Origin of the sequence: Paenibacillus roseus (assembly GCF_016424485.1) — a bacterium.
Taxonomy (GTDB): domain Bacteria; phylum Bacillota; class Bacilli; order Paenibacillales; family Paenibacillaceae; genus Paenibacillus_D; species Paenibacillus_D roseus.
Genome location: NZ_JAELUP010000103.1, coordinates 845,357 through 870,168 on the forward strand (window position 1 = coordinate 845,357; position 24,812 = coordinate 870,168).

At 48.1% G+C, this 24,812-nt stretch carries 23 protein-coding genes and 1 pseudogene; 18 read left to right on the plus strand and 6 right to left on the minus strand.

Annotation, left to right across the window (positions count from 1 at the left end; genetic code table 11):
• The first annotated feature begins 60 nt into the window (after window positions 1–60).
• The 9 genes from pdhA to JFN88_RS20950 all read left to right on the plus strand — a co-directional run bounded on the left by pdhA (window position 61) and on the right by JFN88_RS20950 (window position 9,428).
• Window positions 61–1,128 (plus strand): pyruvate dehydrogenase (acetyl-transferring) E1 component subunit alpha, encoded by a 1,068-nt coding sequence (gene pdhA / locus JFN88_RS20910; protein ID WP_199021200.1) that lies wholly within the window; start codon window positions 61–63, stop codon window positions 1,126–1,128.
• 15 nt (window positions 1,129–1,143) lie between these two features.
• Complete coding sequence (locus JFN88_RS20915) at window positions 1,144–2,124, plus strand: alpha-ketoacid dehydrogenase subunit beta (RefSeq protein WP_199021201.1); 981 nt, start codon at window positions 1,144–1,146, stop codon at window positions 2,122–2,124.
• 25 nt (window positions 2,125–2,149) lie between these two features.
• Window positions 2,150–3,439 carry a dihydrolipoamide acetyltransferase family protein gene (locus JFN88_RS20920; protein ID WP_199021202.1) on the plus strand — a complete coding sequence of 430 codons (1,290 nt, stop codon included), beginning with the start codon at window positions 2,150–2,152 and terminating at the stop codon, window positions 3,437–3,439.
• Window positions 3,440–3,444: 5 nt separating this feature from the next.
• The gene (gene lpdA, locus JFN88_RS20925; protein WP_199021203.1) at window positions 3,445–4,860 is read left to right on the plus strand and encodes a dihydrolipoyl dehydrogenase; all 1,416 of its coding nucleotides are present in this window, start codon (window positions 3,445–3,447) and stop codon (window positions 4,858–4,860) included.
• A gap of 180 nt (window positions 4,861–5,040) precedes the next feature.
• Window positions 5,041–5,532, plus strand: a complete 492-nt coding sequence (locus JFN88_RS20930) for an acyl-CoA thioesterase (RefSeq protein ID WP_199021204.1) — start codon at window positions 5,041–5,043, stop codon at window positions 5,530–5,532.
• A 143-nt stretch (window positions 5,533–5,675) separates the two neighbouring features.
• Window positions 5,676–6,470, plus strand: coding sequence for a thymidylate synthase (locus tag JFN88_RS20935; RefSeq protein ID WP_199021205.1), 795 nt, complete (start codon window positions 5,676–5,678; stop codon window positions 6,468–6,470).
• 120 nt (window positions 6,471–6,590) lie between these two features.
• Entirely contained in the window at window positions 6,591–7,079 is a 489-nt protein-coding gene (locus tag JFN88_RS20940) for a dihydrofolate reductase (protein ID WP_332908518.1), read from the plus strand.
• Window positions 7,080–7,349: 270 nt separating this feature from the next.
• The gene (locus JFN88_RS20945; RefSeq protein WP_199021207.1) at window positions 7,350–8,837 is read left to right on the plus strand and encodes a glutamate synthase subunit beta; all 1,488 of its coding nucleotides are present in this window, start codon (window positions 7,350–7,352) and stop codon (window positions 8,835–8,837) included.
• A 273-nt stretch (window positions 8,838–9,110) separates the two neighbouring features.
• A complete protein-coding gene (locus JFN88_RS20950) occupies window positions 9,111–9,428 on the plus strand; it encodes a hypothetical protein (protein WP_199021208.1) in 318 nt (105 codons plus the stop codon).
• A gap of 59 nt (window positions 9,429–9,487) precedes the next feature.
• Here JFN88_RS20950 and JFN88_RS20955 read toward each other — a convergent pair whose 3' ends face one another.
• Window positions 9,488–11,083: a multicopper oxidase family protein gene (locus JFN88_RS20955; RefSeq protein ID WP_199021209.1), complete on the minus strand. Its 1,596-nt coding sequence runs from the start codon at window positions 11,081–11,083 to the stop codon at window positions 9,488–9,490.
• Window positions 11,084–11,313: 230 nt separating this feature from the next.
• Between JFN88_RS20955 and JFN88_RS20960 the strand changes: the two genes are divergently transcribed.
• A complete protein-coding gene (locus JFN88_RS20960) occupies window positions 11,314–12,552 on the plus strand; it encodes a type II restriction enzyme NmeDI-related protein (protein WP_199021210.1) in 1,239 nt (412 codons plus the stop codon).
• Between the two features lie 101 nt (window positions 12,553–12,653).
• Window positions 12,654–14,825, plus strand: a complete 2,172-nt coding sequence (locus tag JFN88_RS20965) for a DNA topoisomerase III (RefSeq protein ID WP_199021211.1) — start codon at window positions 12,654–12,656, stop codon at window positions 14,823–14,825.
• Between the two features lie 92 nt (window positions 14,826–14,917).
• Here JFN88_RS20965 and JFN88_RS20970 read toward each other — a convergent pair whose 3' ends face one another.
• The gene (locus JFN88_RS20970; protein ID WP_199021212.1) at window positions 14,918–15,661 is read right to left on the minus strand and encodes an HAD family hydrolase; all 744 of its coding nucleotides are present in this window, start codon (window positions 15,659–15,661) and stop codon (window positions 14,918–14,920) included.
• A gap of 124 nt (window positions 15,662–15,785) precedes the next feature.
• Between JFN88_RS20970 and JFN88_RS24885 the strand changes: the two genes are divergently transcribed.
• Window positions 15,786–15,920: a hypothetical protein gene (locus tag JFN88_RS24885; RefSeq protein ID WP_269846580.1), complete on the plus strand. Its 135-nt coding sequence runs from the start codon at window positions 15,786–15,788 to the stop codon at window positions 15,918–15,920.
• Between the two features lie 116 nt (window positions 15,921–16,036).
• Here the strand turns inward: JFN88_RS24885 and JFN88_RS20975 are convergent, their stop codons facing one another.
• Entirely contained in the window at window positions 16,037–16,258 is a 222-nt protein-coding gene (locus tag JFN88_RS20975) for a hypothetical protein (RefSeq protein WP_199021213.1), read from the minus strand.
• Between the two features lie 138 nt (window positions 16,259–16,396).
• Here JFN88_RS20975 and JFN88_RS20980 point away from each other — a divergent pair, with 138 nt between their 5' ends.
• From JFN88_RS20980 to JFN88_RS20995, 4 genes are all read left to right on the plus strand, one after another.
• Window positions 16,397–17,119 (plus strand): phosphonate ABC transporter ATP-binding protein, encoded by a 723-nt coding sequence (locus JFN88_RS20980; protein ID WP_199021214.1) that lies wholly within the window; start codon window positions 16,397–16,399, stop codon window positions 17,117–17,119.
• A complete protein-coding gene (locus JFN88_RS20985) occupies window positions 17,116–17,649 on the plus strand; it encodes a GNAT family N-acetyltransferase (protein WP_199021215.1) in 534 nt (177 codons plus the stop codon). Before JFN88_RS20980 ends, JFN88_RS20985 begins: the two co-directional genes overlap by 4 nt.
• Window positions 17,650–17,671: 22 nt before the next feature.
• The gene (locus JFN88_RS20990) at window positions 17,672–18,289 is read left to right on the plus strand and encodes a DUF3298 and DUF4163 domain-containing protein (protein WP_199021216.1); all 618 of its coding nucleotides are present in this window, start codon (window positions 17,672–17,674) and stop codon (window positions 18,287–18,289) included.
• A gap of 68 nt (window positions 18,290–18,357) precedes the next feature.
• The gene (locus JFN88_RS20995) at window positions 18,358–19,992 is read left to right on the plus strand and encodes an APC family permease (RefSeq protein ID WP_199021217.1); all 1,635 of its coding nucleotides are present in this window, start codon (window positions 18,358–18,360) and stop codon (window positions 19,990–19,992) included.
• Between the two features lie 37 nt (window positions 19,993–20,029).
• On the opposite strand, the gene JFN88_RS21000 is transcribed toward JFN88_RS20995, so the two are convergent.
• Genes JFN88_RS21000 through JFN88_RS21010 form a run of 3 tightly spaced genes read right to left on the minus strand, consistent with a single transcriptional unit; the run spans window position 20,030 to window position 22,658 of the window.
• Window positions 20,030–21,010 (minus strand): ABC transporter ATP-binding protein, encoded by a 981-nt coding sequence (locus JFN88_RS21000; protein WP_199021218.1) that lies wholly within the window; start codon window positions 21,008–21,010, stop codon window positions 20,030–20,032.
• A gap of 21 nt (window positions 21,011–21,031) precedes the next feature.
• Window positions 21,032–21,850 carry an ABC transporter permease gene (locus tag JFN88_RS21005; protein ID WP_199021219.1) on the minus strand — a complete coding sequence of 273 codons (819 nt, stop codon included), beginning with the start codon at window positions 21,848–21,850 and terminating at the stop codon, window positions 21,032–21,034.
• Window positions 21,851–21,860: 10 nt separating this feature from the next.
• Entirely contained in the window at window positions 21,861–22,658 is a 798-nt protein-coding gene (locus JFN88_RS21010; RefSeq protein WP_199021220.1) for an ABC transporter permease, read from the minus strand.
• Window positions 22,659–23,327: 669 nt separating this feature from the next.
• Between JFN88_RS21010 and rpoD the strand changes: the two are divergent.
• Window positions 23,328–24,263, plus strand: a pseudogene (gene rpoD / locus JFN88_RS21015) (RNA polymerase sigma factor RpoD); the annotation flags it as partial.
• Between the two features lie 107 nt (window positions 24,264–24,370).
• The gene (locus tag JFN88_RS21020; RefSeq protein WP_199021222.1) at window positions 24,371–24,640 is read left to right on the plus strand and encodes a hypothetical protein; all 270 of its coding nucleotides are present in this window, start codon (window positions 24,371–24,373) and stop codon (window positions 24,638–24,640) included.
• Window positions 24,641–24,812: the final 172 nt, after the last annotated feature.

A 24,812-nucleotide genomic window follows, 5' to 3' on the forward strand; every position in this document is an offset into this window, starting at 1 on the left:
TATAATAATTCTATAACAGCTTTATGTGATATTCAAATATCTTTATTGGGGTGAACGTTCATGACCAAGGTTCCTTATGAGGTTCAGACAGAGCCGGTAACACCGCTTTCTATTCTGTCTCCTGAAGGGGAAATTATTAATCCGGATTTGATGCCGGAACTTAGCGATGATCAATTGAAAGAAATCATGTACCGCATGGTATTTACCCGTACTTGGGACGAGCGTGCAGTCAATCTGGGGCGTCAAGGACGTCTTGGCTTCTACGCCCCAGTATCGGGACAGGAAGCTTCCATGGTAGGCAGCGAGTACGCGCTGAAAAAAGAAGACTTTGTTTGTCCAGGCTATCGCGATATGCCTCAGCTCGTATGGCACGGTCTGCCATTGTACCAGGCATTCCTGTATTCCCGCGGACATCAGCATGGCGGTCAAATTCCTGAGGATGTAAACGTCTTGATGCCGCAGATTATTATCGGCGCTCAAATTTTGCATGCGACCGGACTTGGTATGGCATTCAAGAAGCGCGGCGAGAAGCGCGTTGCGATTACGTATACGGGTGATGGCGGTTCGTCCGAAGGCGATTTCTACGAAGGTCTGAACTTTGCCGGCGTATTCAAACTTCCTGTGATCTACGCCGTTCAAAACAACGGCTATGCGATCACGACGCCATTTGCCAAGCAGACTGCTGCTCCATCAATTGCTCACAAAGCGATTGCTGCCGGTATCAAAGGTGTTCAAGTAGACGGAATGGACGTGCTGGCTGTATATAAAGCGGTTGCTGATGCGGCCGAGCGCGGACGCAACGGCGAAGGCGCAACCTTGATCGAAATTTTGACTTACCGTTTCCGTCCTCACTCCATGGCGGATGATACAACCAAATATCGTACCAAGGATGAAGAGGCGGAATGGGCCTTGAAGGACCCGCTTGTTCGTTTCGGCAAGTTTTTGGAAGCAAAAGGCCTCTGGTCGGAGGAAGATTCCGCCCGCGTGAAAGAAGAGGCAAAGGCGACTGTTAACGAACATATCAAGAAAGCGGAAGCGACAGAGAAAATGACTGTTGTCGGCCTGATTGATTCGATGTTCGAAACGACGCCGCAGCATTTAGAAGAACAAAAGGCCGATTTTGAATAAGGGGGAACCGTCAACATGGCTCAAATGAATATGAAAGAAGCAATCCGCGACGCAATGCGCGTGGAACTGAAGAAAGACCCGAATGTCCTTGTTTTCGGGGAAGACGTAGGTAAAGTCGGCGGTGTATTCCGCGCTACGGAAGGTTTGCAAGGTGAGTTCGGTGAAGACCGCGTATTTGATACGCCGCTTGCCGAGTCCGCGATTGCCGGTCTTGCTGTAGGTATGGGAATACAAGGATTCCGTCCGGTTGCGGAAATCCAGTTCGTCGGTTTCATATATGAAGCGCTCGACCAAATGTTCGTTCAAGCTGCTCGCATGCGCTACCGTTCCGGTGGTCGCTACAACTCTCCAATCGTGTTCAGAACACCGTTTGGGGGCGGTGTTAAAGCGGCTGAATTGCATACTGATTCTCTTGAAGGTCTGGCGATCCAGACTCCGGGTATTAAAGTTATTGTTCCATCCAATCCATACGATGCAAAAGGTTTGCTGATCTCGGCAATTCGGGATAATGATCCTGTATTCTTCATGGAGCATTTGAACTTGTACCATGCTTTCCGTGCAGACGTGCCCGAAGAGGATTACACGGTGCCAATCGGCAAAGCAAATATCGTTCGCGAAGGAAGCGATGTAACGATTATCGCTTACGGCATGATGGTGCATTCTGCAGTTAAAGCTGCTGACGAATTGGAAAAAACCAAAGGCATCAAGGCAGAGGTTATTGACCTTCGCACATTGCTGCCGCTGGATATCGATACAATCGTGGCTTCCATTCAAAAAACAAACCGCGCAATCGTTGTTCAGGAAGCGCAAAAAACTTCCGGCGCTGCCGCGGAAATTATTGCTCAAATCAATGAAAAAGCAATTCTGCATCTGGAAGCTCCTGTGCTTCGCGTAGCAGGCCCGGATACCGTATATCCGTTTGCTCAAATTGAAGATGCCTGGTTGCCTTCTCCGGCCCGCATCATTACAGCAGTGAACAAAGTTCTGGAGTTTTAATTGATCAGTAAGGAGGGAACCCAAGGTGGCAAAATTTGAGTATCGTTTTCCTGAGCTTGGCGAAGGTTTGCACGAAGGCGAAATTATAAAAGTGCACATCAAAGCAGGCGACACTGTAACAGACGAAGATATCATCATGGAAGTACAAAATGACAAGGCGATCGTAGAGGTGCCTTGTCCGGTTAACGGCAAAGTGCAAGAAGTTCTCGTTAAAGACGGACAAGTATGTCATGTCGGCGAAATTGTAGCGATTATCGATGCAGAAGGCGATATTCCTGAGCAGGCTGCTCCGGCTCAGCAGGAAGAGGCCGCTCCGGCAGCGAAAGCTGAGGAAAAGGCTGAAGCTGCTCCGGCAGCATCTGCGCCTGCAGCAGCACAAAGCGCGCCTGCTGAAGCTGCTGGCCTGATTCTGGCTACTCCAAGCGTGCGCAAATATGCCCGTGAGAAAAGTGTAGCGCTGGCTGGCGTTACTGGCTCCGGCAAGAACAACCGCATTACCCGTGAAGATGTGGACCAAATCGCAGCAGGCGGAGGAACATCTACAGCTGTAGAAGCTGCGCCAGCAGCAAAAGTAGAATCCAAAACAGCTCCGGCGGCAGTCCAAACAGGCGATCGTCCGGAAGAGCGTGTACCGTTCAAAGGCATTCGCAAAGTAATCGCGGGCGCAATGTCCAAGTCCGTATACACCGCTCCGCATGTTACCCTGATGGACGAAGTAGACGTTACTCAACTTGTTGAGCTTCGTACGAAAGCGAAGCCGCTGGCAGAGAAGAAGGGCGTCAAGCTGACTTACCTGCCATTCATCGTCAAGGCGCTCGTTGCTGGACTGCGCGAGTTCCCGATCTTGAATGCGACATTGGATGAGGCGAACCAGGAAATCGTACTGCGCAAATATTACAACATTGGTATTGCAGCGGATACGGAAAATGGACTGATCGTGCCTGTCGTTCAAGATGCTGATCGCAAGAGCATCTGGATGATCGGCAGCGAAATCAAGGACCTGGCTACACGCGGCCGGGATGGCAAGCTTGCTCCTCATGAGTTGAAGGGCAGCACAATGACCATTACGAACATCGGCTCCGCTGGCGGTATGTTCTTTACTCCGGTTATCAATTTCCCTGAGGTTGCTATTTTGGGAACCGGACGCATTTCCGAGAAGGCCGTCGTTAAGAATGGTCAGATCGTCGCAGCACCTGTTATGGCTCTTTCCTTAAGCTTCGACCACCGTCTCATTGACGGCGCTACAGCTCAAAACTTTTTGAACTACATCAAGCAGTTGCTCGCTGACCCTGAGCTGCTTGTAATGGAGGTGTAAAGGGTATGGTAGTAGGAGACGCTTCACTGGATATTGACACATTGGTAATTGGTGCAGGACCTGGTGGTTACACCGCAGCTATTCGTGCTGCACAGCTTGGGCAGTCTGTTCTGGTTGTAGACAAGGAATATGTAGGCGGCGTTTGTTTGAACGTCGGCTGTATCCCTTCCAAGGCGCTGATCTCTGCTGCGCATCAATACGAGGCAGTTTCCCACGGGGAAGCGCTCGGGATTAAAGCTGAAAACGTTTCGGTTGATTTTAGCAAAGTTCAAGAGTTTAAAGGCAATGTCGTCAAGCAGCTTACAGGCGGTGTTGGCGCGCTGTTTAAAGGAAACAAAGTGCAGTATTTCAATGGTGAAGTGATGTTCATCAATGAAAATGAAGCGCGCGTGTTTAACGATCAGGAAGCTCCGCGCTACCGCTTCAAAAATTGCATCATCGCGACCGGATCTCGTCCAATCGAGCTGAAAGCATTCCCGTTTGGCGGACGCATTTTGTCTTCGACAGGCGCACTGGCTCTGTCCGAAATTCCGAAAAGCCTCGTTGTTATCGGCGGCGGCTACATCGGAATCGAGCTGGGTCAAATGTACTCCAAGTTTGGCTCCAAAGTAACTGTCATTGAAGGTACAGACTCCATTCTGGCCGGATTCGACGCAGAAATGTCCAAACTGGTAACCAAAAAGCTGAAAAGCCAAGGCGTGGAAATCGTTACAGGCGCTCAAGCAAAAAGCGCTGAGCAAACAGATAATGAGGTTACCGTTACTTACTCCGTAAACGGCGAAGACAAGCAAGTTACTGCAGATTACCTGCTCGTAACGGTTGGACGCCGTCCAAATACAGATGGGGAGCTGGGTCTCGATCTGATCAACCTGAAAATGAACGAGCGCGGATACATTGAAGTTGATGATCAATGCCGCACCAGCATTCCGCATATCTATGCAATCGGCGATATCGTTGCTGGACCGGCCTTGGCCCACAAAGCTTCCTACGAAGCAAAAGTGGCAGCTGAAGCCATTGCCGGACAACCGAGCAAAGTCGATTACAAATGCATCCCGCTGGTTGTCTTCTCCGATCCGGAGTGCGCTAGCGTAGGATACAACGAGAAGGAAGCAAAAGACAAAGGCCATAATGTTAAAGTTGGGCGCTTCCCGTTCAGCATCAACGGACGCGCATTGTCGTTGAATGCTAAAGAAGGCTTTGTTAAAATTGTTTCTGATGCAGACAACGGCCTTGTGCTGGGCGCGCAAATCGCTGGTATTGAAGCTTCCAATCTGATCGCCGAAATGGGTCTTGCTATTGAGATGGGCGCAACTGTGGAAGATATCGCCCTGACCATTCATGGCCATCCTACTTTGGGTGAGATTGCGATGGAAGCCGCTGAAGTTATTCTCGGACATCCGATTCACACAATCGTAAGATAATTTCATATCATACAATATGAATTAAACAGCAAAGAGGGCCTTGGACGCGCAACAGAAGCGTTCAGGGACCTCTTTTATTTCACCGTGAAACGAAGCTTTGCCCCGGCATGAGGAAGGCAAAGCTGTTTGCGCTTGATATAAAACTTCAGGAGTTTCCCTTTATGAGAGGAGCCATTTAAAATGGAGGAGAATGCCCAAAAGTCATGCCAGTCTTCGCGTTCTGTCATGACACAACTTATCTTTCCCTCCGATACCAATCATCACGGGACGATGTTTGGCGGAAAGGTAATGGAGTATATCGATAAAATAGCGGCAATTGCCAGCATGCGTCATGCCAGAGCAGCAGTGGTTACGGCCTCCAGCGACAGTCTGGATTTTGTTGCGCCGATCCGGCTTGGCGAGGTTATTGAGCTGGTTGCCTTTGTGACCTGGACCCATAACAGCTCTATGGAAGTCGTCGTCAATGTCCATTCGGAGAATCCTTTGTCAGGCGAGAGGAAATTGACGGTCACGGCATTTCTTACCTTTGTCGCATTGGATGAGCAAGGGAAGCCGGTGCGCGTGCCGGAGGCCGTCCCGGAGACGGAAGAGGAGCGGCGGGTGCACAGTGGTGCGCCGGGGCGCTATCAGCTGAGGAAACAGCGCCGGAACCAGCGGCAAAGCCCGATCTAATCAATTGGCCAGCAGTAAGCGCAACCAGGCTCCTTGCCTGCTTTTTGCCTTATAAGCAAGGGTCCTGCAAGTCTGACTGTACCGTGTGAGCGGAAAAAGTGATATGATAGCAGTAGGAGTTACACTAGAGGTGAGGTGTGGTTTTGAAATCTTATTTGGATTTATTGCAGGACATTATGGATCATGGTGTATTTAAGGAGGACCGGACAGGGACGGGGACGAAGTCGATTTTTGGCCGCCAGCTTCGCTTTGATCTGTCCCAAGGCTTCCCGTTAGTGACGACCAAGCGGGTTCATGTGAAATCGATTATACATGAGCTGCTTTGGTTTTTAAGCGGGGATACCAATGTCCGTTACTTGCAGGAAAATGGTGTGCGCATCTGGAACGAGTGGGCGGATGAGAACGGCGATCTCGGTCCGGTATACGGCTCGCAGTGGCGCGCATGGCAAGCGCCGGACGGCAGAGTTATCGATCAGATTGCCCAGGTGGTAGACAGTATCCGCCGAAACCCTGACTCTCGCAGACATCTTGTCAGCGCATGGAACGTAGCAGAGATTGACAATATGAAGCTGCCTCCTTGTCATTTCGTATTCCAATTCTATGTTGCGGGAGGGAAGCTCTCCTGCATGATGACGATGCGCTCCTCGGACTCATTCCTGGGGCTGCCCTTTAATATCGCGCAATATGCAATGCTGACACATATGATTGCCCAGCAATGCGATCTGGAGCCGGGGGAATTCATTTATTCCGGTGGGGATGTTCATATTTATAAAGACCATTTCGAGCAGGTTGAGCTCCAGTTAACCAGAGAACCGTTTCCTCTGCCGAAACTTGTCATCAAGCGCAAGCCGGATTCGATTTTTGATTACAAATATGAAGATTTCGAAATTGTCGGCTATCAGCATCATCCGACGATCAAGGCTGCAGTTTCCGTGTAGCTTGCTCGTAAAAGGGTAAGGAATGGCAATGCTGCAGGATGCAAGGGATGCAAGGACCGTACAATTGTTGCAAGCGGCCTGAGGCAGAGTGAATGACAGGGATTGGAGATGCAAATAAACGTGGCTATTATATTGATATCTGCTATGGCAAAGAATCGGACGATTGGCATCGAGAATAAGCTGCCGTGGAAGCTGCCGGAGGATATGGCTTTTTTTCGCCGCACGACGACTGGCAATACGGTGCTGATGGGCCGCAAGACTTTCGAGTCCTTCGGAAGCCGTCCGCTTAAAAACAGGCTCAATGTCGTCATGACCCGCAGCGCCGATTATGTTCCCGAGGGATGCGAAATTGTCCACTCTGTTGCGGAAGCGCTTGACAGATACAGCGGAGCGGATTTGTTCGTCATCGGCGGCGAGGAAATCTACCGGCAACTGCTGCCTTATGCCGACCGGATATTATTGACGGAGATTGACGAGGAATTTGAAGGCGATTCGTTTTTTCCGGAATTTGCAAAGAATGAATGGGAATTGATTGATTCGGTGAAAGGGATTAAGCACGAGGATAATCCGTATTCCTACTACTTTCAGACCTATCAGCGTCGCCAGTGATTAACGAACAATATGTCACTTAGTGCAAATGATTATACGGATAATCCATGGGTGTAGATATCGCTTAGATGCTAGGATGTTATATAACACTTTCTCGATTTTACAGCCAAAATGCTGGCTGTTGAAATAGATAACCTTTGCAGATATAGTGTGATTACAATTGTCTGGTGAGTACGAGCGATAGAGTCTGGATAGGCGACGGCATCTGTATGGCTTCCAGATCGACAGCGGGACTGGACTCACCGGAATAACGGATGGGGGAACGCGATCATGTCTACACCTACAGGATTTATGGAATATAAACGCGAGCTGCCAATTGACCGCGACCCGGCAGAGCGTGTTCAGGATTGGCAGGAATTCCACAAGCATATGTCCAGCGAGCAGTTGCGCACACAGGGCGCACGCTGTATGGATTGCGGGACCCCTTATTGCCATACCGGCATTGAGCTGCCTGGAGGTACATCAGGCTGTCCTGTTAACAATCTCATTCCTGAGTGGAATAATCTTATTTATCGCGGGTTGTGGCGCGAAGCGCTCGACCGTTTGCACAAAACGAATAATTTTCCGGAATTTACGGGCCGCGTATGTCCTGCCCCATGCGAGGGGTCATGCACTGTTGGCTTGATCGGCGATTCGGTCACAATCAAGACTATTGAGCATGCCATCATTGAAAGAGGCTTCGAAGAGGGCTGGGTTGTGCCGCAGCCTCCGAAGGTACGTACAGGCAAACGGGTCGCGGTCGTGGGCTCCGGGCCAGCCGGACTCGCCTGTGCGGCACAGCTGAATAAAGCGGGTCACAACGTGACCGTGTTCGAGAGAGCCGACCGGATTGGCGGGTTGCTCGTATACGGAATTCCGACGATGAAGCTGGAGAAGCATGTTGTTCAGCGCCGTGTAGACATCATGGAAGCCGAAGGCATCGATTTCGTAACGAATACAGAGATCGGCAAGGATGTCTCTGCCGAACAGCTTGTCAGCGACTTTGACGCTGTTGTACTGTGCGGGGGCGCAACAAAGGCGCGTGATGTTCAGATTGATGGTCGCGAGCTGAAGGGCATTCATCCGGCAATGGACTATCTGAACGGTACAATCAAGAGCTATCTGGATTCCAATTTGGAGGACGGCAACTATATATCGGCAAAGGACAAGAACGTCATTGTTATCGGCGGCGGCGATACCGGATCGGACTGCGTCGCTACGGCATTGCGCCATGGTTGCAAATCCGTCACGCAATTCGGTACGCACGCAAAGGCTCCGCTGGAGCGCGATACGGTGAACAACCCTTGGCCGCAGTTCCCGAATGTGTATACGCTCGATTATGCGCATGAAGAGGCGAAAGCGATTTTCGGTTCCGATCCTCGTGCGTTCTCCGTACTGACGAAGAAGTTCGTCGGAGACGATAACGGCAACATTAAAGAGCTGCATACGATTCAAATTGAACGGACCGTCGATGAGACCGGAAGAAAAATCTATAAGGAAATTCCAGGCACCGAGCAAGTATGGAAGGCTGATCTTGTGCTGATTGCAGTCGGCTTTGAAGGCCCGGAGAAGACCTTGATAGATCAATTGAGTCTGGAACAGGATCGCTGGTCCAATGTAAAAGCGCGTTACGGCAAATATACGACTAATGTGGACAAAGTGTTTGCGGCTGGCGATATGCGCCGCGGTCAGAGTCTCGTCGTATGGGCGATTAACGAAGGCCGTGAAGCAGCGCGTGAGGTGGATAAGTACTTGACGGGTTCTTCGGTACTGCCTTGATCTTTTAATGGTTTAATATTCAAATGCGCAAGCTTCATTTGATTAATGGCATTTCTCGCCAGAAGAGAAATAGCCTATAATCAGATGAAGCTTTTTTAAGCCCAACCTGAAAATCAATGCTTGACCAACAGGAGAAACCAGTGAAGGGCAGAAACCGCGAAACGAAGCGCTTGTCAGAGGGCGGCAAAGTGGTTTACGCTTGCCGTCATGTCTGTTAAGATCATCATATAGATTGAATGGTACTGCATAGATAGAGGGAAAGAGGGAACAAACGTGATAAAGTATGGTTCGGATCGGGTAACCTTTCTGGAATTTGCGTCGTTTACACCGCGTCTGGAAAAGCGGGATCATCAGTGGATCGATGTCGAGCTGAGGTTTGAGCTTAAAAACACAAGTGCGGATGAAGCACCGCAAGATTTGATTGACTTGACGATTTTGGTCATTTGCACGCATAACGGCCAGATCGCGCAAATCATTCCGTTAGATGAAGGCTGTGACTGCGAATATCAGTTCACTGCTGGGGAGAAGGAGCAGATTACAGCATATATACAGTCTGAAGCTGTACAGGAGCGCATCCGGGCGTGCAGTTAAGGTAAATGAAGAAGGGATTCATACCTCGCTATGGAGGTAGAATCCCTTCTTTATTGCAGTTATTCCGGTTTGTTGCCTGCATTAGGATCTGGCACGAAATTGGATTTGAAATCCGTATACAACAAATGAGTGACCATACCCGATGAAGCGTGATGCAGGTCATGACAATGGAACATCCAGTCCCCAGGATTGTCGGCTTCAAATGCAACAACATACTCTTCTCCTGGTTTGAGATTCAAAGTGTCTTTAATGATTGGCGAACCTTCCAGCGGCTGGCCATTCTTGCTCAGAACTTGGAAAAAGTGTCCATGAAGGTGCATAGGATGCTCATCTTCTTTGGAATTGTTCACAAGTTTTACTTTGACCAGATCACCTTTTTTGACTTTAATCGCCTCGGTATTAGGATACACTTCGTCGTTAATCGTATATATTTGTTCGCCTTTTTGCTCTTTGGTGTTCAGGTTCATTGTATATTCCAGGTCATACTTCTGATTCAGCGAGAATTTCGCTTGTGAAGCTTGACCATACTTGGCAATATCCAGTGTTGGAAGCTCTGCTGATTCATTCGGTTGATCTTTCGGGCCATCGGACCCTTCGTATTGGATCAAAGCTTTCATTCCTTTGACGGCATCTGCAGTTCCATGCTCTTCAATATACCACTCGCCGGGATTGTTAGCTGTAAATTCGATATCGTATCTTTCGCCTGGCGCAATGTCAATGAGTTGATCCTTAATTAAAGCCGGGTTGTTAATAAGCTGCCCGTCGGTTGAGATCACTTTAAATTCCTGGCCGTGGATATGCAGCTTGTGGGACATAAATCCTGCATTGATTAATCGAATACGCACTTTTTCATCTTTTTTCACAAGCAATTTATTAAATTGTTCACCGACTTTACCGTTGATCGTAAACAGATCATACATACTATTCATATCATGTCCAGCAGGGACGGATGATTGGGTACCGGAATTTGCAGATTCGCCCATATCCATGTTGGAATGATCCACGTCGGAACTATCTGAACTCGACGTATCTACTCCTGGCATGTCCATATTTCCTGCACTATTCCATTCATCTAATACGAGTGTGTAATCGCGATCTGTTTTAATATCGTCCTCCACAATAATTGAACCGTACAAACCGCGGTCTACTTGATTTACACCGTCTTGATGCGAGTGGTACCAGTAAGTGCCCGGATCATCCACTTTAAACTCATAGGTGAATGTTTCTCCCGGTTGTACGGCATTCTGTGTTACACCAGGTATACCGTCCATTTCGTTAGGAACGGGTATGCCGTGCCAATGAATAGTGACCGGTTCAGGGAGTTCATTTTTAAGGTTTACTTTTAAGACCTCGCCTTTTTTGACACGTATTTGAGGGCCAGGGACTGAGTTGTTAAAGGTCCAAACCGGAATGCTATTGCCGGAGCCTGTATCCAGAGTAGCGGCTTTTGCCGTCAAGTTAATTTCGCTTCCTGTCAATACTTCCATATTCCCGGTAGGCGGTTGTCCTTCTACAGCACCGCTCTCTTGTTTTGCGGGTTGATCCACTTTGGAATGGTCCATGCCTTCCATGTCTTTATTTGAAGAACAAGCCGACAGGATCGCTGCTAAAGCCCCAGTCAGAATAAGCAGTTTGAAAAAATTCTTTCGTTTCATAATAACCTCCGCTTGTACAAAAGTAATGTTCATGAGTTCATCTTACCCATTCGATGTGAAGAAGCTGTGAAGTTAAGCTGTCAATCGATGTGAAGAAACTGTGAAGTTAAAATCTCAACTTTGTGCGACCAAGCTGGGCATTTCTAATTTTTGGGTTGACAAGGTTTAAGCAGTAGCTCTACGCTTGTAAGCAAGGATATGATTACAATTTAAAGGGGTTGGCCTCTGTCATGGACACTACTATACATCGTTATAAAAACGACGGAGAATCTGTGTATCATACATGGTTTCTAAATAACGATGATCGCCTCAAAGCATTTCGTACGATCCGAAAAAGCTTATCAAAGGTCATATTTGAAATAGAGAATGAAAATTTTGGAAATGATTTCAAAGGATCGAGTTTAGAAACGGTAATTACGGCTATATCCGAGCAAAAACAAGTATTTGAAGGGGCTGCCCATGCTTTTTTCTGGAAGCCTAAACTTAGAATTCCCGATATATATGAAAATGAATCCAACAAACGGGCATTTGGCCGCTTTTTAAAAAGCTGCCTTGAAGCATCAAATGAAGCCCAAATCGTTAATGAAATCCGTCTATTGGACAGTCTAAAGATCAAAGGGCTAGGGCCGGCTGTTGCCAACATCTTGTATTTTCTCCAACCTACGTTGTTCCCGCCTTTTAATACAGCTATTGTTAACGGTTTTAATCTCTTATTCCAGCAGAAGATAAAATTGGGCTCCTGGGAAGCTTATCTTCAAATGAGAGATATAATTATTCAGGAAAATAATCGACAGAAAAATGCATTATCGAAAGATTTGGGAGCATTTGCAGGCTTATTGTTCGAGATTGGCAATAATCGATTAATTATTGAACAAAATGCCGACCAATATATTGAATCGTTGTTGGAGAAACAAACCAAAGCAAATGCGAAGCGGCATAAAGAAGTTGCTGCAGATGAGCATGAGGAGCATACACATTCCGAGATGCAGTATTACTTGGCAAAATTGGGACAATCATTAGGGTATAAAGTGTGGGTAGCCAGAAATGATCATAAGCGGCAGTGGAATGGCGTTCGAATAGGTGAATTCTCGATGAAAGAATTGCAATTGCCGCATCTGCCGCCAGCCGTTTACGATACCGTTTCCCTGATTGATATTTTGTGGATAGACGATGAGAATAAAATCATCGGAGGATTTGAGGTTGAGAAGAGCACTTCCATCTACTCTGGAATTTTAAGACTAAATGATTTATCGTTATCTATTGAAGAAGAGGTAAGTCATTTTTATTTGGTTGCTCCCGAAAACAGGGAAAAGGAAATTAAGGCTCAGTTATTGAGACCTTCATTTCAAACGGCTGGTTCATTATCGATTGCATACATATTATTTAAAGATTTGCGATGCGACTGTGAGGCGATGTGCAAGTTCGGACATGATGCTTCTGTACTCAAAAAGATTTCCAAATGTTGTTGAATTGTTGATCATGAAAAACATAGCAACCCTCTTCGTTTCCGCGAGCAGCATTTTGCTGATATAATGACTGTAAAGTTCCTGTAAGAGAGGTCTGTGGCACATTGAAACTAATTATTGCGGAGAAACCAGATCAAGGGGCGAAGCTGGCCTCCCCTTTTAAAAATAAAAAGCAACAAGGATATATTGAAATATTACCAAATGACACCTTTCCCAAGGGGGCGCTTATAACATGGGCAGTTGGACATGTTTGTGAACTGGTCCCGCCCGAGGAATACGATCCCGGCCTCAAGAAGTGGAGCTTGGGCTCTTTGCCAATATTGCCGGATAAATTCAAACATCGCGTCACTCCTTCAAAAGCCAAGCAATTTCAAGTAATTAAGTCGTTATTGAAACGTTCGGATGTCGATGAAATCGTTCACGCTGGAGATGCCGGGAGGGAAGGGGAGTATATTGTCCGCATAGCGGTTCAACTTAGCGGTGTGAACAAACCAATGAAACGGCTTTGGATATCCTCTTTGACGCCCAAGGCTGTTGAGCAAGGCTTTTTGAATTTAAAAGATGAACAGGAAACCCGTTCTTTATATTATGAAGCTGTCAGCCGTTCCTGCGCGGACTGGCTTGTAGGAATGAATGGTTCAAGAGTATACTCGCTGCTGTTTCAACGCAGGGGTATTCGGGAAGTGTTCTCGACAGGTCGCGTTCAAAGCCCCACATTGGCTCTTATCGCGGCCCGAGAAAAAGAAATTCTAAATTTCAAGCCTGAACTGTTCTGGGAATTAAAAGCTAAATTTTTCATGAAAGATACTCTGTATGAAGGCACATGGTTTCACGGGGAGCAGTCAAGATTTTCAAGTCGGGATGAAGCCGAGAATGTCAGAAGCAATTGTGAACATAAACTCGCCGCAGTAAAGGAAATTGAGACGGAGCGAAAAGAATTTCAACCGCCTCAACTCTTTACCTTGTCTTCTTTGCAGGCATTAGCCAACCAAATATACAAATATTCTCCCCAGAATTGTCTGAATGCGTTGCAACAGCTTTATCTGGAAGGATATATCTCCTATCCAAGATCGGATTCTGCCTATGTTACGCCTGAAGAAGCAAAGCAATTCCCTGACATCCTGTCGAAGCTTAGTCATCAAGATACGTTCAAGCAATATTTTCCTTTGCCCATTCAATCTATAGCCAATAACAAAAGATTCGTTAATGCCGCGAAGGTAAGCGATCACTATGCCATTATTCCTACTGAAGTGGTTCCGCAGCTAAGTCGATTGAAACCGGATGAACGCAATTTATACCAGTTAATTGTTAAGCGGCTGATTGCAGCGCACTATGATAAAGCAATTATCGATTATTCACGGTTAATTACTATTGTAGGCGAGAAGGAAACTTTTCTGACCAAGGGGAAACTTATCGTGCAGGAGGGCTGGCGGAAAGTTCTGTATGATCAGGACTCCAAGGAGGACGCCGAGATGGATGTGTTGCCTCCGCTGGAGCAAGGCGACACCGGTACAGTTGAAGAATTGCTTGTAAAAGAAGGAAAGACGCAAGCTCCCAAACGGTATACAGAGGGTCAGCTGATTACTTTAATGAAAACGGCCGGGAAACACCTTGAGGATGCTGAACTGGAGAAAATTCTTGAGAAGACTGAAGGTTTGGGCACAGAGGCTACGCGTGCGGGGATTATATCCGTCCTGAAGGATCGCAAATACATTGAGGTAAAGAAAAATATGGTGTATGCGACCAGTAAGGGGATGATGTTGGTTGATGCTTTGGGCGACAGTATACTGGCATCTGCTGAAATGACAGCCAAGTGGGAGCAACGACTTCATGAGGTCGGGCAAGGAAAAGCCTCCCCGCAGTCGTTTATGGAACAGGCACGCAAGCTGTCACAGAAAATTATTGACGAAGCGATTCAAAATTCAAGCAAGTGGGCGTTTACGGCGAAAAGTCTAGAAACTACGGTGCAGCCTAAAAAAATGAATAAAGGGTCCGATAGCCTAGGACTTGGTCCGTGTCCGAAATGCAAAGCACAAGTTTTGGATACGGGGTATGCTTACAGTTGTTCTGCCAAGCCGGGATGCAATTTCTCTTTCTCGAAAAAAGTGTTGGGTAAAGCGATAACCGAAACGCAAATAAAGAGGTTCCTGGAGAAAGGGAAAACAAACTTTATTAAAGGATTTAAAAAAGGCGAGAAAACATTCGAGGCCGCGCTGTTCTGGAAAGAGGAAGAGGGAAAAGTCGGTTTTGAATTCAGGTCAAAATCCTTGTCTTGACAAGGCTCAGCGGGGCAAAGGAATTGTGGGGAAACGATCGTGCTCGCTTGCCGCTATCCCAAGAATACTCTGCCCCGCAGCGCTTCCCCTCGCTATGAGGAGTAAGCCGCTTTCCTGTATTGTTCAATCGCGGAAGGAACCTCACGAAGCTGCTTCAGCAGCAGGAAAGCGCCTCGGGGCTGAACATCAACGGGTACGACATTATAGGCCCATTCAGACAGCGCCTCAACATGGATGGCGTGAATGCCTGCTGTCAAAGCAGGCATCACATCCGTCCGAATGGAATTGCCGATCATCCACGTGTGGGCACGATCGAATTGCCCCTCTGTTAAAATTTGCTCCAACGCCTCATTATTTTTGTGATGCCGGACGTAGATGCGAGAGCCAAAATACCGCTCCAACGCGAGTCGTTCCACTTTGCGCTGTTGTATAATCGGCTCGCCCCCGGTATACAAGTGCAAGGTATGGCCTTGCTTTGCAAGAGCGTCCAGCGTTTCCTCCATATGGGGATAAGGCTCCGCCTCATAGTCAAACACACTGACCCCAAGCTTCCACAATGTATCCTTCTCAACGGCAGAAGCGGCTCTACCGTACTTGTCCGTATAATAGTCATACGTTGAAACCAGCGATTGCGGAAAATGATCGATCAGAAAGCCGAGCTGACTGACGCTCTGAATATCAATTTCCACTTGTTTTTGACGGATGTCCTCTTCGGTAACGCCATAGCCTTCAAACCATGCGTGCATCAAAGAAACAAACCGTTCCAGTACGTTAAAAAAGTATTTATTGCAATGAATTAAAGTATCATCTAAATCAAAGATTAGCGTCTGTCGCATGTGACTATCTCCTTTTGAATCCTTCTTCAGAATGTTCTCTTTTACAATCTACCTGAACCCGGAGCCAGCGTCAAACGTATAAAAGAATGTTGGAATTCGCATAATGAGGGCGGAGGTGAATCCGATGCCCATTAATCGAAGTGAAAAAACAGAGAACCAGAACAATGAATCCCGAATGAAAGAAGAAGCGAGAACGGTGAAAGGCCAAAAAGCCGCTCAAATCCCGCCGAATCTGAACGGAATTAGCAAGCAGCCTTAAATGGGGCCTATACAAGGGTTAAACACAGCATAATAGAACTTGAGCAGCAGGGGAGCGTCTTCTCATCGCTTCTCTGCTTTCAATATGAAAATATGGAATTGGTCATCGAAATCAGATTATGCATATTTAAGGCGTTTGGCTTCCAGGTCACTCTTGATGAAAGCAATGCGCTTGCGTACATAGAAATCGTGGCTGGCGCCCTTCAGCTCTCGCGGTGTGATCACCTCCCCTGCACCGTTATCAATAATTGTGAGTCTTCCATCAGAATAAAACTTGAAAGTCAAATCTCTAAACGGACGGTGTTTCTCGACAAACCGATAATGTTCGCAGTTTTGCATGGTGATCATCCTCCTTGTAAACTGGGATTGGAACGTTCGTTCTTGTTTTTTATTATAGCAAACATTCGTTCGTATGGAAAGTATTTTTTATTTACCGTAAACTAGATTTATAGAATGAAAATGTTAGGAGCACATGCCATGATAAAGATTGATCATTTGACCAAGCAAATCCCCGGAGGACCCACAGTGCTCTCTGATATCAGCTTTGTTGCGCATAAAGGCGAGTTCGTCAGCATTGTCGGCGCCAGCGGAAGCGGCAAGAGCATGCTGCTGAAATGTCTTGCGCTGCGAGAGAAGTGGACGACGGGAAAATATACGGTCGAGGGCGTGGATGTCCTTGCCAATTTTTTTACCGGGCAGAGCAAAATCCGCAGAGAGTTTGCGTTCCTCGAAGAGAAGCCGATTTTGTCTCCGAGCAGGACGGCGCTGAAAAATGTGCTTGTGGGCACCAAATATCAGACGCCCGCCTGGCGGATGTTGACCGGCATGGTTCGCAATGACGATTATATGGGCGCTATGGATACGCTGGAGAAGCTGGGGCTGCTGGATAAGGCCAAGCAGAAGGCGGAACAGCTCAGCGGCGGAGAACGGCAGCGGGTTGCAATCGCCAGAGCGCTCGTTCATGGAGCTAAGGTTTTGCTGGCCGACGAGCCGATCTCAGGACTTGACCCGCACACCTCGGAGCAGATTTTGCGCGATCTGAAAGCTCTGTGCCAGCAGGGGCTAACCGTGGTTGCCGTCATTCACCAAAGCGAGCTGGCAGAGAAATTCTCTGACCGTATTATCGGCTTGAATCAGGGCAGGCTTGTACTGGATGTACGCGGACGCCGGCTGACAACTGCGGAGAAGCTCCAGTTATGAGGATCGTATATCGTCCGATCCGTAAACATGAGCTGCAGCAGGCTTATCAACTTGAAAGCGCCAGCTATCCGGCAGAGGCGGCCGCAACGCTGGAAGCGTTTCACTACAGACAGGAGAGGTTCCCGGACTATTTCTGGTCAGCTTGGGACGAGGAGAATGGGGCTCTTGCCGGAATCGCCAACGGCATCCGTACATCTGCGCTGGATTGTTCGGATGAAGAAATGAAGGGCGCCCATCAGGATGACGAGTCCGGGATGCGGTTTTGTGTGCTGACGGTAGCTGTTGACGCCTCGTACCAAAGATTAGGGATCGGGCGTGAACTGATGATTCGTCTGATTCAAACATGCAGGCAGGAAGGGCTGGAAGCGATTATTTTAATGTGCGAGCAGCATCTGATCGCTTTTTACGAACAGCTTGGCTTTGCATACCGTGGAGAATCCTCATCACAGCATGGCGGAATAAAGTGGCATGAGTTGTCGCTTGATCTGGCATGGAGGCAGGCAGCAAAAGCATACAATGAACCATCCTAACCGTTAGGCAGGTGTCTATTGTATGGCATTCACATTTGCAACTCCAGCTGTAATTCAGCCCACTCGTCTCACATATCCGAAGATTGAGCTCTGGATTCCCGTTGTGCAGGGTGTTTCTGACCGCCAAGTGCAAAACACGATCAATGAGGCTATTCGTGCCGAAGCCCACAAGCTGATTAAGAGTCAGGGCTCTCTCGACGACCCGCGAGCGGAGATGTTCGGTTGGTTTGAGGTCAAGACCAATGAGAAAAACGTCTTGAGCCTATCCTTGTACAATTATGCGTATACGGGCGGCGCGCACGGGTTGACGCTGCAGTTTTCGCTCACTTTTGACCTGAAGACAGGAAAGCAGTACACGCTGTCCGAACTGTTCAAGCCCGGCAGTGATTATAAGAAAAGGCTGGATTCCATTATAGCCGCACAAATCAAAGCGCGCGGGATTGAGCTGCTGCAGCCGTTTGAGGGCATTCGCCCGGATCAGGATTTTTACATTGCTGATCGGTCTCTTGTCATCTATTTTCAGCTTTATGAAATTACAGCTTATGTCTACGGTTTTCAATATTTTCCGATTTCAGTCTACGAGCTGCAGGATATTGTCAACGAGCAGGGGCCGCTTGGCGTCATGCTGGTAAACAACTAATGGAATTCTTTGATTTAGTGATGAAAAGTCCTCGCCCCCCATACATATAGCGTTAGGGGGTGGGGGATATGTTCAATATACTCGGCGGCGTATTGCTGTTTGCTGCTGTGTGCGGGATTGGCCTGTTCCTTGCCGTTGCCGCGCAGCGGCAAGCGGGCAAAGGTACGCAGAGCAGAAGCTCTGTGACTCCGTATTTGCAATATATCCAGGATAAGCATGCGCTTAATGCACTGGGCTATGCCCAGCAACTGCGGCGCAACTGGAGCGGCTTTGGCACCTTTAGCGCATCGTTCACATCGATGTCCATACTCGCCGGGGCCGCTATTTATTTTGGCCCTGTATTTTCGTTGACCGGAGCGTGGGGGTTTAGTGTCGCGCTGCCATTAGCGGCAGTCTTAGCATTTCTTGTGGGCGCAGCGAATGCGGAACTGGCTTCTGCGAACCCGACATCGGGCGGCTGTTATCACTGGGCGCGGGCCAGAGGGGGAAAAGCATGGTCCTGGGGTGCGGCCTGGCTCAGAGGGCTTTCCGATCTGGGCTTGTTTATTTTGTTTACGGGATTTGCCGCCCAGCTTCTTCACAGTTCGGCAGCAGGTTACCTTGGTTTCTCAGAGGGGAGGATTTCCTTTCTGCTTTGCGCCGGATTGCTGCTTTTTACACAAGCGCTCGTTGTCCTGCAGGGTCGAACGATTGTCAGAGTTTTTATGAGGCTGGGCGTATGGGTTCAGGTTAGCATCGTAATGGCGATTGCCGGAGGGCTATTCCTTTTCATTGGCCCCCGTCTGCAGCCTGCCGAGTATTTGTTCTCGTTTGATCCGGGCGGGACGGGGGAGGTTGGCTGGGGACATATGCTGGTGTCCCTGCTGTTCATGTTCAGGCTCTTTATTGGTTCGGATGCTGCTGCTTATACAATGGAAGAAGCAAGGCAACCTCAGCTTCACGTTCCCTGGAGTGTTTATCTTGCGCCGGTTTACGGTTTTATTTTCGGCTATGTGCTGATGACGATCATGGTCCTGACCACAAGCAGTACCGGGGGGCCTTTGTATAACAATTTCTTCATGACGCTGTTGTCAGGTCGCTGGGGCGCTTGGAACGATTGGGCAATGTCGGCCATTTCTGCGGGCATGTTTGCGGCGCTGTGGGGCAGTGGATTAAGTGTGCTCCACACCAGCTCGCGCCTGTGGTTTGTCTTCTCGCGCGATCGCAAATCAGTAGCGGGACGCTGGTTCGCCAAAATTCCCCCGCACAGCCAGACGCCGGAGCGGCTTATTATTTTGCTGACGATTGGGGCCTTCGCCGCTTTTGCCGTGCTTGTAGCCGTCCAGCCCTGGCATCATGGAGAGGGCAACGCCTGGCTGTGGCTGCTAACGGGACTAACATTGATTTGCACAAGCGCCGCATTCGCGATTCCGATTGGGTTGCATTTATCCAGGAGGTTGCGCTGGAGGGAAGCAGCGCCTCCATGGCATCTCGGGAGGCTTAGCCTGGCTGTTCATTGGCTCTCATTTGCAGGTTTGCTGCTTGTGGTTGCAGCGACGGCCTTGTACATTTCGGGTATATCCGCCATAATTGCCGCACTGACCTTTCTGTGCGCAGTTGTGACGGCACAGCTCCCGTCGATCAGAAGACGTCATCCGCTTCCTCCACAGCCCGTTACGCGGGAAGAGTTGCTGCGGATTGAGCAACAGTACCGGCATATTTAAGCGAAGGAGGCTGGAGCTTAACTGTGCTGCCAGCCTCTTAAGTCATCTTATACACTTCGCGAATCGCATCCTCGATATCCGGTTCCTTGACGCTCAGGTCCTGAATCGGCAGCTTCTGCGATAGCTCCGAGATGAGCTGCGCGGCAGAAATCCGGCTTTTCTCAAACTGGTACCAGACTTTCAGTCCATCCTGCTTGATAATTTCCGCTGCGGGATGCTCTAAATCGTCAAAAGGCTGCTGAAGCTCTACGACGAGCAGTCGATGGGGAGCCAGCTTGCGGATCAATGAAGCCATCGGGCCATCCTCGACCACTTTGCCGTGGTTGACAACAACCAGCCTAGTGCACAGTTGTTCTACATCGTCCAAATCATGGGTTGTCAGGATGACCGTTACCCCTCGCTTGCGATTAATTTCCTTGATAAAATGGCGGATTGCATGCTTGGCGTCGGCATCCAGACCGATTGTCGGCTCATCGAGAAACAAGACGGACGGAGAATGCAGCATTGCCGCCGCGATATCGCCCCGCATCCGCTGCCCAAGTGAAAGTTGACGCACCGGCGTATGGATAAACTCTTCCAGCTTGAGAACATCGCTGAGTATGGACATATTTTCTTCGAAAGAGGTCTTGTCGACTTGATAAATGCGCCTCAGCAGTTCGAATGACTCGCCAAGCCGCAAATCCCAATAAAGTTGAGTCCGCTGCCCGAATACGACCCCCAACTTGCGTACGACCGATTTTCGATCGGCTTGCGGGGAGATGCCGCATACTTTGATTGAGCCGGATGTTGGATGCAGAATACCAGTCAACATCTTGATGGTGGTGCTTTTACCAGCACCATTGGGGCCGATATAGCCGACGATTTCCCCTGGGGCGATAGAGAAGCTGATGCCGTCCACACCGCGGACGGTTTTCTTCTCGGGGAACAGCAGGCCTTTGAGCGCTCCACGCAGTCCGCTTCCTTTTTTGGCAATGGTATATTCTTTCACCAGATCATGAACTTCAATAACGGCTTCCATATTACTTGCACCTCGCTTTATTTATGAGCCTGCACTTTCATAACTTCTCATCCCTCTGCGGAAAATCCATTGCGATAGCATGAAGCAGGCAAGTCCGACAGCAGGGGTAGCCAGCGCGAAATTCAGCGGAAGTTGGAAGCTCTCACTGCCTTTCCCAAGAAACTCGGCCGCCGGATAAAAGCTAATGAACCCGATAGGAATGATAAATGTAAAAATGACCTGCAGCACGTAAGGATAGATGCCGAGCGGGTACATCGTTCCTCTCTCCAGCATGGAGAGTGTAAAGCCTACCATGGAGGCATTTCGTTTCGTCCAGAAGGCAATTGTGCCGAGGCTGATGAATAGTGATGCGCGAATCAGCACGCCGCCAATAAGGACAAGCAGCAGCTTGATGATATTTCCGAGCGTCCATTCGAATCCGACAAGTTGACAGCCATAGAGGAAAATAATGAGACCGGGAATACAATCAATCAGTCCAATAAAATTCACGTAGCTTGCAACTAACTGGAAAAAGACACTCATCGGCCGCAGCAGCAGACGGTCGAAAGTACCTTGAATGACCATATTGTCAATTTGCCACGTATTGATGAAGAAGACGACAAGCATGCCATGGCTCAGCAGCCCGAGCCCGTACAGAAAAGCCAATTCCGGGAAGTCCCAGCCATTCAGCGGCTGGAAGCGGTCGACGATAATTTTCAGCATCCAGATGCCTGAGAAGTACTGAATCGGAATCATCAGCAGCCAACTGAACAAGAAGAGCGGGTATTCAAGCTGCCGCTGAACAGCAAGACGCGCGAAGCAGGCGGCAACGGAGAAATAATGGCGTATAGTGGTTACCATCTTGCGGAATTCAGCCTCCTTGAATTAAAGTCTTTGATTTGGAGCGTCTCCAACCGGCTGCAAGCAGCAAATACAAGAACACAACCCAAATAAGCTGGATCCCCATTGCCGTCAGTGCCTCGCGTACTCCAATATTTCCAATATAGATGCCCAGCGGCGTCTGATAGGTATACTGGAAGGGGAGAAACTTGGATATTGTCTGAATGCTTTCGGGAAAAAACCACAGCGGTACAATGCTGCCGGACAATACCCGGACGATGCTGTCCTTGACCATGCCCATATTGCCGAGCTCCATCACCCAGAAGGCAATCAGTCCGACCAGTGCGCTCAGAAGCCACAAAATCGCGTAGCTTAGCAAGCAACTGGGGATGAATAACAGGAAGCCCAGAGGGGAAGCAGGCCATGGAACGCCAAACAACAGCGCGGCGAATACAAACAAGGGAATGACTTTGTTGATCATAGAACTGAGCATACTTCCGATGTCATCGGCCAAGTAACAGGCAAGCAGCGGAATTGGCCTGTAAAAGTCGGTAACAATTTGCCCTTCTCTAATCTTGTAATAGATTGTGTCTTGCACATCGCAGACAAACACGGAAGCTAGCATAATGGACAGGATAGTGTACGAGGTTAAATCCTGAAGCGTAAGTGCCTGGACTTGGCCTGTATCGCCTCCGTAAGCGGCTTTCCATAGAAAAACCGATGCCAGCATCAAAATCAGATTGGTGCCGACCGATGCGAATACCTCGAAGCGATAGGCGAGGTTGGTGAGCAGTCTCATTTTTGTGATGTACCAATAGGCTTGCAGCATAGATGACCCCCTGAATTTCTTCCGTTTGTAAATATTTATCAGTATAAGGGAGTCTAATAATGGTTGCAATAAGAATTTTTTCTATAATTAGAATCGGATAAATGAAAAGATAGTGGAGTAAAGGAGTGAAACGGAATTAAAAATAGAATAAAAAGTTAAAAATAAGAAATAAAAGAAATACTGTCCAGCCTGGCGGCAGAGAGGGATGACGAATTTAAAGCTTCACTGCTGTACTTGCGGCTCTTCGTTTCGGACATGGCAAAGAGCAACAAAAAAGACGGTTTAGGCATATAACCTAAAACCGTTTTTTTACAACACAAACTTTTATAAAATTTCCTATAGATGGCTTATATGTCACTGCGAACGAGGTTTTTGTCGCCCAAGGACGGTAAAGCCATTTATGCGTAAAATCAAGAAGTTATTACAAGAGCATTAACAGATACGAAAATACCTTCCGATAAGAAGGTAGAGTATACATATGATCTTGAAAAAAGAAATATAATATGATATAATGATACGAATGACCAAAACATTACATTCCAATATTAACACAAAAGAAAAGTTTTGTCAACGTAATGACATTTGGTACCGATCGTCTTTTGTTACTTTTTATGGAATTAATGTTTGGCGGTAGCTGTGACACAAAGAGGGGTAAGGTTTGCGGATCTTGGTATTAAGGTGGATGATGAGATGGACGAGAAGCTTTCTTTAATGACGAATCCGAATCAGGAAAATGACGATGGGTATGCAGATGATTTGTCACTGCCTCCCGGCATGAATATCAATGATCCGGTACGCATGTATTTGAAGGAGATCGGCAGAGTGGGGCTGCTGTCCGCCGACGAAGAGATTGAACTTGCCAAACGTGCAGAGCAAGGTGACGAATTTGCCAAACGCAGGCTTGCAGAGGCCAACCTTCGTCTGGTAGTCAGCATTGCAAGGCGTTATGCAGGCCGAGGAATGCTGTTTCTGGATTTGATCCAGGAAGGGAATATGGGTCTTATTAAAGCGGTAGAGAAATTTGACTATACAAAAGGCTTTAAGTTCAGTACCTATGCAACTTGGTGGATTCGCCAGGCGATTACGCGGGCAATTGCCGACCAAGCCCGCACGATCCGGATTCCGGTACACATGGTAGAGACCATCAACAAATTCATCCGGGTATCCCGGCAATTGTTGCAAGAGCTTGGACGCGAGCCGTCACCGGAGGAAATTGCCAAGGAAATGGAGCTTTCGCCGGATAAGGTTAGAGAGATTATGAAAATTGCCCAAGAGCCGGTTTCGTTAGAGTCTCCGGTTGGAGAAGAGAATGACTCCAAGCTGGGCGATTTTATCGAGGATCAGGAAGCAATGGCTCCGGCCGATTCGGCAGCTTACGAACTGCTCAAGGAACAGCTTGAGAATGTGCTGGATACGCTCACTGAGCGGGAGGAGAATGTGTTGCGGCTGCGATTCGGGCTCGATGATGGACAACCACGGACTTTGGAGGAAGTGGGCAAATACTTTGGCGTAACACGTGAACGGATTCGGCAGATTGAGGCCAAAGCATTGCGCAAACTAAGACATCCAAGTCGGAGCAAGCAGTTGAAAGACTTCCTCGAATAAAAATGTACAAAATGTGAATACAATTTTTTCAAAATCGTTGAAAAAAGTTCGATAATGTGTCATAATTGTGACTATAAATGGATCGCTTTCATTAGGGAGTGGTAGTTATGATTAACAATTTGACACATTCGAACCGCGATAACGCGACAGAGGAACGCAATGTAAAGCCGTTAGTATTTCTGATGACCGTCATGGCCTGGCTGACGTTGGGTATTGGTGTTGTTTTATGTTTGCTCAATCTTCACTATTTCAGTGACCAAAACCTTCAATTGATGATCGGCATTGGCTTCTTGGTGGGGAGCGTTCAAATTTACGTTATACGCACCGCTATTCATCTGGTCAATAACCGTGCATCCAGTTCGAAGAAGCAAACTTGACGAATCAAAGGAATATGGCAATGAACAGGGCTGAAGTGATTACGCCAAGGGCGATCACTTCAGCCCTGTTGTTTTTAGACGGAAGTAGGGTGTTAGCAGGAGGAGTCTTGATACGCTCAAGCTCGATAAGGGGGAGATTGGCGTCATCGATTGGCAGCTTTGCAGAAAAAGG